Origin of the sequence: Mycolicibacterium sp. lyk4-40-TYG-92 (assembly GCF_030209435.1) — a bacterium.
Classification (GTDB): Bacteria; Actinomycetota; Actinomycetes; order Mycobacteriales; family Mycobacteriaceae; genus Mycobacterium.
In genome coordinates, this window is record NZ_JARVRX010000003.1 from 294,953 (window position 1) to 306,310 (window position 11,358).

General features: G+C 66.5%; 9 protein-coding genes. All 9 read right to left on the reverse strand.

The features are described 5' to 3' along the window. Complete coding sequence (locus QRN63_RS07570) at window positions 1-3,081, reverse strand: ATP-binding cassette domain-containing protein (protein ID WP_502888095.1); 3,081 nt, start codon at window positions 3,079-3,081, stop codon at window positions 1-3. A gap of 13 nt (window positions 3,082-3,094) precedes the next feature. Continuing rightward, a complete protein-coding gene (locus tag QRN63_RS07575; RefSeq protein ID WP_285030227.1) occupies window positions 3,095-4,573 on the reverse strand; it encodes a neutral zinc metallopeptidase in 1,479 nt (492 codons plus the stop codon). A gap of 101 nt (window positions 4,574-4,674) precedes the next feature. Next, complete coding sequence (locus QRN63_RS07580; RefSeq protein WP_285030228.1) at window positions 4,675-5,781, reverse strand: hypothetical protein; 1,107 nt, start codon at window positions 5,779-5,781, stop codon at window positions 4,675-4,677. A gap of 101 nt (window positions 5,782-5,882) precedes the next feature. Further along, the gene (eccD, locus tag QRN63_RS07585; RefSeq protein WP_502888096.1) at window positions 5,883-7,427 is read right to left on the reverse strand and encodes a type VII secretion integral membrane protein EccD; all 1,545 of its coding nucleotides are present in this window, start codon (window positions 7,425-7,427) and stop codon (window positions 5,883-5,885) included. Then, window positions 7,424-8,818: a MinD/ParA family ATP-binding protein gene (locus QRN63_RS07590; protein ID WP_285030229.1), complete on the reverse strand. Its 1,395-nt coding sequence runs from the start codon at window positions 8,816-8,818 to the stop codon at window positions 7,424-7,426. The genes eccD and QRN63_RS07590 overlap by 4 nt, the downstream gene beginning before the upstream one ends. A gap of 99 nt (window positions 8,819-8,917) precedes the next feature. Continuing rightward, on the reverse strand, window positions 8,918-9,211 hold the full coding sequence (locus QRN63_RS07595) for a WXG100 family type VII secretion target (protein ID WP_285030230.1): 294 nt from the start codon (window positions 9,209-9,211) through the stop codon (window positions 8,918-8,920). A 49-nt stretch (window positions 9,212-9,260) separates the two neighbouring features. Further along, window positions 9,261-9,563, reverse strand: a complete 303-nt coding sequence (locus QRN63_RS07600) for a WXG100 family type VII secretion target (protein ID WP_285030232.1) — start codon at window positions 9,561-9,563, stop codon at window positions 9,261-9,263. Between the two features lie 97 nt (window positions 9,564-9,660). After that, complete coding sequence (locus tag QRN63_RS07605) at window positions 9,661-10,968, reverse strand: PPE family protein (RefSeq protein ID WP_285030555.1); 1,308 nt, start codon at window positions 10,966-10,968, stop codon at window positions 9,661-9,663. A gap of 69 nt (window positions 10,969-11,037) precedes the next feature. Further along, window positions 11,038-11,334: a PE family protein gene (locus QRN63_RS07610; protein WP_285030233.1), complete on the reverse strand. Its 297-nt coding sequence runs from the start codon at window positions 11,332-11,334 to the stop codon at window positions 11,038-11,040. Window positions 11,335-11,358 lie beyond the last annotated feature (24 nt).

An 11,358-nucleotide genomic window follows, 5' to 3' on the forward strand; every position in this document is an offset into this window, starting at 1 on the left:
TCAGCTGACTTTGTCAGCGATCTGCTTGGCCAGTTCTGCCGCCTGAGTGCCGCCAGTCGCGCTGCATGCCAAGACGTCGATCACCACATCAGCCTTGGTGGTCAGCACGTGCTGGCAGCTGCGCCCCGGCTCGGTGAACACCGCTGTGAGAGTGCCGTTGTCGGGGACGATCGCGCCGACCGCCAGTTGCCGCGGCGGCTGGCCATCGGCCGTGAATGTGACAGCCGCATTCGCGCATCCCGCCCATGGCGCTGCGGCCGGAATCCGCTCTGCCGCTTGTTGTCCTGGGTAGCCAACGGCATAAGCCACCACCCAGAGGTTGGGGTCCGCCGGGTTGTGCAGCTCCATACCCGACATCCCCGTGAATCCCGGCGCGAAGGTCGTGGCACTTCCCGCGTCCGCGACGCCTGCGCACGGCGGGGGAGTGGCCGTACCGCTCCTTGGAATTTCCGCGGTAACGATGGTCGCTGTGGCCATCGGAGGAGACTGCATGACAGCGCTCACTGCCTTGCCGTCGGGGAGCAGGTTCGCCAGATTGATGCGGTGTCCCGGGGGAGCTGCCTTGGGCGGCGCCGCGGGCGCCGTCGGTTGCGTCGACCGGTTACCGGAGTCCCTGGTCAGGTAGGTCATGCCGGCCACAAATGCCGCGGCCAGGATCACACCGACGACAATCATCACCGCTTTCGAGGTACCCGCCTTCGCGCCACCGCCCGGCAGCCGGAGCCGCCGGTACACCACGAAACCGGCGACTGCGCCCAGCAATACCAGGACACCGATATCCATTGCCCACCAACGCAATTCGTGGTGCCACAGCTGATCGTCGACGGACATGAGCGGGGCAATCTTGAGCAGGTCGACGACGCTGGCCGAGGCTGCGAATCCCCACCGGCCGGGCAGGAACCACGACGCCTGATCCAGGCCGACACGTCCCGTCACGGGGATCATGCCGCCGGAGAACACGATCGACAGCATGATGACGACGACGAGCATCGGCAGGATCTGCTCGCTGGACCGTGCCACCGAGGACAGCAGCAGACCCAGGATCGCCGAAACGATCGCTGCCACAGTCAGACTCACGTAGAAGTCCAGGGTCGGGCTGCCCAATAGCAATGCGCCCTGCGTGGGCGCACCCTTGCCGATCACCACGATCGCCACCACGATTGCCGTCTGGATCGCGGTGAATGTGCTGTAAACGAGGATTTTGGCGGACAGGTACGCGGCGGCCGACAACCCGACCGCCTGCTCCCTGCGGAATATGGTGCGCTCGCCGACCAGATCACGGATCGTCAGCGCGGTCCCCATGAACACGGCTGCGATATTGGCGACGATGAGCAACTGGTTCGGTTCATTGGGGGAGTGGCCCACGGTAGCCACGCCGAACCCTGTGTCCCCCGGCACAATCAGCGACATCGCGCCCAGGATGAACGGCAACAGCAGCAGGAAGCTGGTGTAGATCCGATCGGCGAAGATCAGTTGCAACTGCCGGCGCGAGACGGTGAGCATCTGGCGACCGGTACTGGTGCGGGCCGGTGCGCCGAGCGGGCCGGCGGGCTCCGGCGGTGCCGGTGGTCGGTTGGCGGCCGGATTGGTCTGCAGGAACACCGCATGCGCCGCATCGGGATTCGCCGAGACCCAGGCGAAGATGTCCGCCCAGTCCTGGGTCCCCATCGCCGAGCCGACCGCTTGCGGCGGCCCCGCGTAGACGGTCTTGCCGCCGGGCGCCAGAAGCAGCACCTGGTCGCACATGTTGAGGTAGGTGAGCGAGTGCGTCACCACCAGCACCGTGCGTCCAGCGTCGGCCAATCGACGCAGCATTTGCATGACCTGCCGGTCCAGCGCCGGGTCCAAACCGGAAGTGGGCTCGTCGAGGATCAAAAGCGATGGGCCGGTGAGCAATTCGAGTGCCACCGAGGCCCGCTTGCGCTGGCCGCCCGACAGCTTGTCGACCCGCTTGTCACGGTGCTGGGTGAGTTCCAGCTCAGCGAGCACGCGCTCCACCACCGCGTGGCGGTCGTCCTTGCTCGTGTCCGCCGGCAACCGGAGTTCGGCGGCATAGTTCAGCGCCTGATCGACCGTCAACTGCCGGTGCACCACGTCGTCCTGGGGCACCATGCCGATCCGCGAACGGAGCGACGCATAGTGTGCGTGCACGTCGTGTCCGTCGAAGGTGACCTGCCCGGACGTGGGTTTGGTGACGCCGCCGAGCAGCCTGATCAACGTCGACTTGCCCGCGCCCGACGGGCCGATCACCGCCGTGAGGGTGCCGGGCCGGGCGTCGAACGAGACGTTCGTGAGCAGTTGGTGGCCGTCGATGGCGAGGCCGACCTGGCGAACCTCGATGCCACCGGTCGCAACCGCCTGCCGCGACTGGACAGTGGTACCGCCGGTGAACACCAGGTCGGTGTTGCCGACGGTGATGACGTCGCCGGGACGCAGGGTGACGGCCTCGACGCGGTGGCCGTTGACGAAAGTGCCGTTGCCCGAACCATTGTCGTATAACTGCGTTCCGGTCGGGGCGGGCAACAAGTAGGCGTGGATTCGGGAGGCCAACGAATCCTCGACCTTGATGGTCGCGGTCGAATGCCGCCCTATGGTGACCGCGCCAGGGGGCGGACCCGACGAACGTTGGGGAGTGGGCGCCGGCGGACGCGGCGCCTGCTGCTGAACCGGCCGTGGCGGCGGTTGCTGTACCGGCTGCGTCGGTCGCGGGGGCGCCGTCTGTGCCGGTGGCTGCCGGTATTTGGCGACGGGGATGACCTGCGTGGCCGTCCGGAAATGCAACTGCGGCCCGTCGGGGGCGCCGACGGCCAGCACGAGGTCGTCGCTGATGACGGCCGACGGCACGCGCGTCCGGTTGGCGAAGATTCCGTTGCGGGACTTGTCGATCGCCACCCACTGACCGACCCCTGGGTCCACCCGGATGAGCAGATGCACCCGCGACACCACGTGCTTGGCACCGGGACCGGCGTCAGGGATTCTGACGTCCGAGGCCTCGCCACGGCCGACGATGACCTCCTTGCCGGGCGGGAAGGTGAACATTGCGCCGCCGAGTGTCACGATGAGCGGCGGGACGGAGCTCACGAATGCACTCTCCTCACTGGTAGCGCTGGTAGCAGCCCTCGTCGTCGGTGGACAGCCCGGCCCGGAACGCCGCAATCCGGGTGAACGCAGCCGGAACACCCTGCCCGTCGACCGCCGTGGCCACGTAGCCGTTGGTGAGCAGCCCGGCGACGGCTTTGTCCAGGTCGCCGGCGGTCAGCTGCAGGCTGGCACCACTGGGCAGGTTGTGCGGCTTGGCCATCTGGCGCTGGGCCTGCGCGGTCAGGCAGGCCGTGCGCAGGGCCGCCGTAGGGTTGTCGAGCTTTACCCCGCGCTGGCTCTCCAGCGCCATCATGTACCGCGACACCACGATCGAGAATGCCGTGTTGTCGCCCTGAATGAGGGACTTCTCGGCCATGTCGGCCGGGGTCCCGATCTGTTGCAGGGCAGGCAGGTTCACCGCGATCGTGTTCGTCGACGGGCAATACAAGGCAGGTGAATCACCCTGGGAAATATCGCATTTCGCCGGACCGTACGTCAGCTTCGGGGGCTGCTTCGGGGAATAGATCACCCCGAGCAACTCGACAAGCGTGCCGATCGTGTCCTTGTCGACGGGCAGGTCCGCGGACCGGTGCTCGTCGTCCGTCGGCTCATCTTCGAGCTCCATCGGCAGGCCCTTGCGGCGCTGTTTGATGTCGTCCAGATCGATGGCCGCGCAGGCCTGCGGCCCGACGGTGAAGCCCTGCTGGAACGCGCTCACTCGGTCCAGCGCGGTGCCGTGGCCGTCGGTGAGCATGTCGTCGTCGTGCGGCCCCAGCGTTGGATCCCGGACGGTGATCAGCCCGGCGAGCACATGATTGAGGCCGTCGCCGGTACTCATCATGAACCGCTTGGAATCACCCGCCGCGACGTAGTGCAGATACGCGCCGGCGAAGCAGTCGGCCTGCTGTTCACGGACGATGACCGGCGTACTGCGAGTCACCAGTTTCGCCATGTACTGGATGGCGTGGCCGTATTCGTGCCCGATCAGCCCCGCGACGGAGACATCGCCGAAGTACTTGCGGCCGGTCGGCACCATGACGCCGCGGTCCCAGGCCATCAGCTTTTCGCTGGGACAGTAGAAAGCGTTCACCAGTCCCGCGGTGTCCTCGTCGCACGCCTCCGGACTGTTGCGATCGCGGGCGTCGTACGACAGAAACTTCTCGATGGGTTTGAACGAACCCTTCAAGCCCGACGCGCTGTAGTCGTGCTGCCAGTACTCGGCGATGTCGTTGATCGCCTGCAACGCCAGACGGTCGACGTCACTGTTGTTGGTGTTCTGCACCTTGCCGACCGCTGCGGGTGCGTTGTCGCGGAGCCCGCTCGGGCCGTCCTTGGCCGGGAGGTCGGCGACGTGGAAGGGATCGTTGACAGGCGACACCGCGCTACCGGTGACGGTTGGCGCGCAGCCGGCCAGCAGCGTCACCGCGCACAGCGCCACCGAACGTCGCAGCGCCGTTCCACGTGTCACCCGCAATCCGAAATCGCCTGTCATCGTGCCCCCTGACCTTCGGTTCAGACTATGGCCTGCCGGCAGCTTCAGAACAGCGAACGGTGCACCCCGATTTCAGGGTGCACCGTTCATCGGTCGGGCTGTCAGAACTGACCGGTAGCGATCTTCTGAATACCCTTGTGGACCTGAATCCCGATGTAGCCCAGCACAACTGCGATGACACCGTTGATCACCACAGCCAGGATCAGCATTGCCGTGAGGCTGCCACTGACGTAGGGGCTGCTGCTCACTCCGGCCAAGCCGATGATGCCGAACAAAACGCCCAGCAGGCTTGCCGCCGCACCCACACCGCAAATCGCGTAGGCCACGAACTGCGCCGCCAGCTTCGTGCCGAGGGCCAGGAAGCAGTAGGCCAGCCCGAGCCAGAGCACACTTGCGATGAGCGAACCGATGCCACCGAACAGGCTGAGGAACAACCCGATCAGTACCGCTCCGCCGTAGCCGAGGTAGACGAACTGGTTGGAACCCTGCGGGTTGTTCCGCATGTTCTGGAACCACGGCTGCTGGATCAGCTCGCCGCGGACGCCCCGCGTCATCAACCGGAAGATGAACGAATCACCTTTGGTCAGTAGCGACTTGGCCATGTCGACGGGGGTCTGCTGCGGACCCGCGGGCTCGCCGAACTGCGGTCCGCCGGGACCGGGGTAGCCGCCTGGCTGGGGTCCGCCGAATCCCGGCTGGGCACCACCCGGACCGAATCCCGGCGGCGGCACCTGAGCACCGAAACCTGGAGCGCCGAATCCCGGAGCACCGTAGGTCGGAGCACCGAACCCCGGCAGGGGCGGCACGGGCGCACCAGCCGGATTCCACGGCTGCTCAGGCTGCGGCGGCACCGGCGCTCCGGGCTGACCGAACTGCGGCTGCGGGGCCGGCGGCTGATAGCCCGGCTGGGGCGGCTGCCACTGCGGCGCCGCCGGGGGCACCTGCTGGCCGTAAGGATTCGGCGCGGCGGGAGGCTGGGGCGGCTGCCACTGCGGGGCAGCCGCGGTCGGCGGAACGACGTGCGTCTGGTCGCCCGTCTCCGGCGCGGCGGCGGTCTGTGGAACGACCTGCGTCTGGTCACCCGTCTGCGGGGCGGCTGCCGTCGGCGGCTGGAACGCCGACCGATCGACGAACTGGGTCTTCTCCTCGAGATCACCAGCCGCCGACGGCTGCTCACTCACCGAGCCGGCCTCGTGATTTTCGGACATATCGTGGTCTCCCTATACATTTGACTACTCAAGACACCGTACGGGCGCCAACACGGCCGTCGCGCGGCGGCGTCACACCCGGTGCGCGGCGAACGGACCCGTCAGAACCGGATGTTCCGAATGCTGTCGTAAACACCGGCGATCCACAGCAGCAACGGAATCACCGCGGCAATCGCCGCACCGTCGGTCAGCTCCAGGATTCGCTTGGTCACCGGTGACACGCGGCCGACGCCGTCCGCTGCGCCGACCGTGATGAGCGCGACGACCGCAAGCCCCACGTACAGCACGATCGGCAGCCAAGCGCCGTCGGCATCCCACGAGACCAACTTGATCATCACGCCGGTCGGGATGGCCACCGTCGCCGCCAACAGTGCCCAGCCGCACCACCGTTCGGCGTACAACCGCGACCGGAACCCGCAGATGACCGTCACAAGTCCCGCGACGATCATCGAGTGCACGAAGAAGTGTCCCTGCACGACGATCGCGATGGCGCCGTAAGTCAGCACCGTGACACCCGCGCTCAGGAATCCGATCAACAACTGCCGAGCCAGCGTGCTGCGTTCGGTCAGCCGCGCCGCGGAATCAGGCACCGAGTCGATGATCGCGCGCCACGTCGCCGACTCCTCGTTGGTGACATCGCTATGCGCGGCAACAGGATCGAGCAGTTCCTCATTCGCGATCACCTCACCCGGCGCGGGAATCGGCGGCAGCGCGATCCGCGCCACCGCGACCGTGAGTTTCGCTGCATTGGTGATGACGATGAGACCGAGGGCGATGGCGCCCGCGGGAACCCACGAGCCTCCGCCGTATCCATAGGCGATGGCGGCGCCCATCAGCGCAGCCGCGATGACCGCCAGGAAAGCCGCCGCCGCGGCACGTTTCCGCGGCCCACCGCGGGTCGCCAGCACGACGATCAGGATCACCGCCGCCGCACCCGCGAGCTGGGGCGCACCCATGTCGTTGATACCGCGCGGCAACGGAACCGCCAGTGCCGCCGCACCACCCAACAGTGGCAGCGAAGCCACGAGAAGACTCTCGGACAGGTCTGCGTTGTCGTAGCGCCCCTTGGCGATGAAGCTGCCGGCCAACACCAACGCGCCGAGCAGCCCGAGGGCGACCGGCCACCACCAACCGTGGCCGGAATGCGACCACGCCCACAACGATGCTCCGGTCGTCGCGAACGTTGCGACTGGAATAGCCAGTCCGACAATACGTTTCAGCGCGTCGGCGTCGAACTCGGGGGACTCCTCGAGAACCGCCATGGCGTCGATGACGTCCTCGACCAGCGGCCGGTACCGCTCGGTCCGGCTCACCGACACCAAGGTCAGCAGCGCCCCGTCGACCACTCCGGCGTCATCGAGCGACTCGGTGGACTTCAGCGGCGGCGAACCCGGACGCGCGAACGCCCACACGCCCTGTGCCTTGAAGTCGAACCCGGCCAGCACATCGGCCGGGGTGTCGTCGAGGAGGTCGGCGAGCACGTTGACCGTCTCGTCGATATAGGTCTCGATCGGCGTCGACGCGGGCAGGACCAGGTCGGTCATGCGTCGACCGGTCAGGATGGTGACCCGGGTGGTCGACTGCCTTGTCGGATTGTCAGCTGCCGCGGCGGGTGCAGCGGTTGCGGGGCCGGCCGATGCGGTCACCGGCGCTCGAGCCTGTCGAAGTCGTCAGAGAGTGCCGCGGCGAGCTCGGTGATCCGGCGCTGGTAGGTCTTGCCCAGTAGGTCGAACTGGATGTCCGAACCGGCGGCGATGTGCTTGTCCCAAGGCAGCACGACGACGCGACCCGCCGGCACGTGCCGTTCGAACTGCTGCACGAGGTCGTCGACGTCGATGTTGGTCTTGCCCGGTGTCACGTGGTTGATGACCACACACGCCCGACCCAGCAGATCCTGATATCCGTTCTGCCGCAACCAGTCCATGGTTACCGCGGCCTGCCGGGCACCGTCGATCGAGGCGCTGGCCACGATCACGAGACCGGACACCGTCGACAGCACGGCACGCGAGGCCTGGTGGAACAATCCGGCGCCACAGTCGGCGAGCACCAGGTTGTAGTACTGCGAGACGATCTTGACCGCGGCGGCCCAGTCCTCTTCGTTGAAGTCACGGCGCGCCACACTGTATTCGGCCGACGACAGCACTTCGAGGTTGGAGGCGTTCATGCTGGTGTAGGCGCGGATGTCGTTGTACCGCGCAAGTTCCTTGTCCGACAACAGATCCGAGATTGTTGCCGCCGACTGCCGACCGGCCCGGTCGGCCAGGTTGCCACCATCCGGATCGGCGTCGACAGCCAGGATCCGGTCGCCGCGGACCTTCGACATCACGGAGCCCAAGGTCACGGTGACGGCCGTCTTGCCGACGCCGCCCTTCAGGCCCAGCACACCGATCTGGTACGAGTCACGGGCGTTGCGACGAATCCGGGTGTAGAGGTCCAATTCGTAGAGCTCATCGGGCGACAGGCCCAGGTTGATGCGCGTCAGCAAGTAGAGCACGTGGCGCCAGCCGCGCTGCGACGGCATCTTCACCCCGGCCCGCACGCCGACGTGCGACAGCGCGTCGATGGCGCGGTGGTCGCCGATGGTAGCGGCCGACGTCTGGTCCGGCATGTGCTGCTCGGTCCACTGCATGTCGGCCTGCGGGTCCATGGCGTAGTGCTGTGGCGGCGGCTGCATGTGTCGCGGCGGGGGCGGCATCATCATCGGGGCGTGCTGCGGCTGCTCGTATTGCGCGCCGGCCATCGGCGCACCCTGCGGCGAGCGCATCAAGCCGTTCTGCATGAATTGCGGTGGCGTCGGCGGCATTTGAGTCGTCACTTCGGAGGGCCGCGGCGGCGGGACCAGGCCCGGCGGCTGCTGAGGCTGGCCGGCAACGGGCGGACCCGACGGCGATTCGGCCCCTGCAGCCGAGGCAGCGGCCGCGGAGGCCGACATCTGCGCGGCGGCAGCAAGGGTCGCATGGTCGACGGTGCGCGTGGCTTCCTCGTTGTCGGCCTGGCCCGGCGAGTTGTTGAAGAGCCGGTCATAGTCGGCGGACATGAGTACCTCTCGATTGTGTGTTGATGACCCCGGGAACGCACATGAGGTGGGCAGAGTCGACCCTACGCCGACCTGCCCACCTCCGATGCTGTGTCTGCTTTAACCGAAAGAGCCCGTGACGCCACTCTCGACACCGGCCATATCCTCGTTGGACGAACCGATTGCGTGCGCCAAGCTGAGCAATGCGTTGTTCAGCTCCAATGCGGTGTTGTCCCACCGCTGCTGCACCGCCTGGTACGCCTCCGAACCGGAGCCGCCCCAAACCGACGCCAGCTTCGCCAGCGAAGCCTTGCCCTCGTCGAGCAAACCGTCGATGGCGGCCTTCTGCCCCGCCAGGGCATCCACATGCCCGTGGTTTTCTGCGAAATGCCAAACCTGTCCGCCGTCAGCCATTTCTTTCTCCGTTTCTATGTTTGAGTTAAGTGCGTTGGATTAGGTCGTGTTAGAGGTGCATCTGGCTTGCCAGGCTCGACGCGCCGTCAGCGTCGGCCGCGGTGTACTGCGTACCGGCGGACTGGATGTTGTTGGAGATGTCGCTCAGCTCCTTCAACTGCTGGTCCATGGCTTCGTTGAAGCGAACCAGAGCCAAATGTGCGGCGGTGCCGGCGTCACCCTTCATCGAGGCCTGGAGCTGGCCCGCAATCCCATCGACGGCACCCTTGTGACCATTGAGCTCACCGGCGATGCGGTCGAAGTTTGCGGCCTCCGAGGCGAGGACCGCGGCATCTGTATTCATGCTTGTCATGTTTGGATCACCTTTTCTTTTCCTGTGTCCTCACCACGGGAATGGCGAGTCCTTGCCGACCCCCCGGGGCCGGAAAGCCTTTGTGTGAAGCGACAACTCACCAGTCGTCGTCATCGTCTTCGAGGTCCTGCACCAGAACCCCGGGGGCCTTGAGAGCCTCCCTTGTCCCTCCGCCCTTCTCTGCTTTGGCGCCCGCCCCCATGCCGCCGGCCCCGGCCCCGCCGGCGCTGCTCACCGGCGCCTTACCCGCGGCCGCCGCACCTGCCGCTGCGCCGGCCTCGAGCGATGCGGTCGAGGACCCTCCGGGGCCACCGACCAGCGAGGCCATCAGGGGCGTTCGCGGTGCCGAACCACCCATCCCCGGCAGTGACGCCGCTCGCACCAGCCCGGCGCCCGACGCTGCCCCCGAGCCCCCCGCCAGCGGGTGGTTGGAGAACGGGCTCGCACCCATCAAGCCGATCTGTGGCCCGTTGTTCTGACCGAAGCTGCTGCCGAGTTGACTGAACATCTGTGTGAACTGCTGCATCGGCTGGCTCAGCTGTTGCACTGGCTGGGTAATCAATTGGCTGAGCTGCTGAGGCAACTGGGCCACTTGCGATCCGACTTGCGAGGCCACCTGCATCATCATCTGCGTGCCCTGTTGCGCCTGGTCTTGCTGACCGGTGGCCTTTTGCACCGCACCCTCGGACCGTTGCGCCTGTTCTTCAGCCCTTCCGGCAGCAAAGCTGAGCTGCGACGCGCCGCCACCCATCATCAGTGCAGCGTCTTCCAGCGCTGATTGGCCGGTCACCTGTGCCATGATCAGCTCGCGCATCATCGCTTCAGGCGCTCGTGCAGCGGTCTGCGCCAGCGCCGCAGCGGCCGCGCTCTCCGCCACACCCGGCATGACGATCGGCTGTGCCGGCAGGATCGGCTCAAACAGCGTATTCATGCTGGTCTCCGCCTGATACGTCTCCATGACGGCGCCCGCCAGTGCCCACATCCGTAGGTAATCCGCCTCATTCAATCCGATAGGGACGGTGTTGATACCGAGGAAGTTGGTCCCTTCCAGTACCGCATGCGTGATGTGGTTCTCTTCGATCTCCGGTATCTGCGGTGTCGTGGTGAGGGCCAGCGTGTACGAATCTGCCTGCGCCAGAGCCTGCATGGCACGTTTCTGCGCCTGCACGGCAGTGGTGTGCAACCACGTCACCATCGGCATGGTCGCCGACACCGCCCGCTCACTCGCCATCCCCGACCAGTTCGCGCTCAATGCGGACAGGCTGGCGGAAAGTTCCGCCGCCTGTGCCTCCAACGCGACCGCCAGTGCTTCCCATCCGGCCGCGGCCTGGATCATCGGAGAAGCACCCGCGCCGGCCATCAACCGCCCGGTGTTCACTTCCGGGGGGAATGCTCCGTAGAACATCGCCGGCATGGCGGGCGGGGCAACCATAATTCGCTGTCCTCGGACTCAGAAGTTTCGGCTTGGCAGCGTCTAGATCAAGGTCGCGGCGTTGGCCGCGTCGGTCGCTTCGTAGATCGCCGCAGCTTCCACGTACGCCGCACCACCGCGGGCCAGTTCTTCTTGGGCGAAGGAATGAAGCGCCATGGTCTCCGCGCCCTCGACGGCGAACGCCATGGCGGCCTGCATGGACACCTCGTCGACGCCGGCCGGAACCAGAGCGCTGGCCTCCGTCAGGGTGGCGGTGCCGGTGGCCAGGCCACGTGCACCGTTGGCGACGACCTGCGTACCGACACCGACTGCGCCGGGGTTGTGCTCCAAAGGCTGCATTTCTCTTCTCCTTACCAATTTCAA

Excerpts from the sequence above, each read along its gene's own strand:
- QRN63_RS07610 (WP_285030233.1), bottom strand. The coding sequence starts at position 11,334 with ATGCAGCCTTTGGAGCACAACCCCGGCGCAGTCGGTGTCGGTACGCAG.
- QRN63_RS07590 (WP_285030229.1), bottom strand. The coding sequence starts at position 8,818 with ATGTCCGCCGACTATGACCGGCTCTTCAACAACTCGCCGGGCCAGGCC.
- QRN63_RS07600 (WP_285030232.1), bottom strand. The coding sequence starts at position 9,563 with ATGACAAGCATGAATACAGATGCCGCGGTCCTCGCCTCGGAGGCCGCA.
- QRN63_RS07580 (WP_285030228.1), bottom strand. The coding sequence starts at position 5,781 with ATGTCCGAAAATCACGAGGCCGGCTCGGTGAGTGAGCAGCCGTCGGCG.
- QRN63_RS07595 (WP_285030230.1), bottom strand. The coding sequence starts at position 9,211 with ATGGCTGACGGCGGACAGGTTTGGCATTTCGCAGAAAACCACGGGCAT.
- QRN63_RS07605 (WP_285030555.1), bottom strand. The coding sequence starts at position 10,968 with ATGTTCTACGGAGCATTCCCCCCGGAAGTGAACACCGGGCGGTTGATG.
- QRN63_RS07575 (WP_285030227.1), bottom strand. The coding sequence starts at position 4,573 with ATGACAGGCGATTTCGGATTGCGGGTGACACGTGGAACGGCGCTGCGA.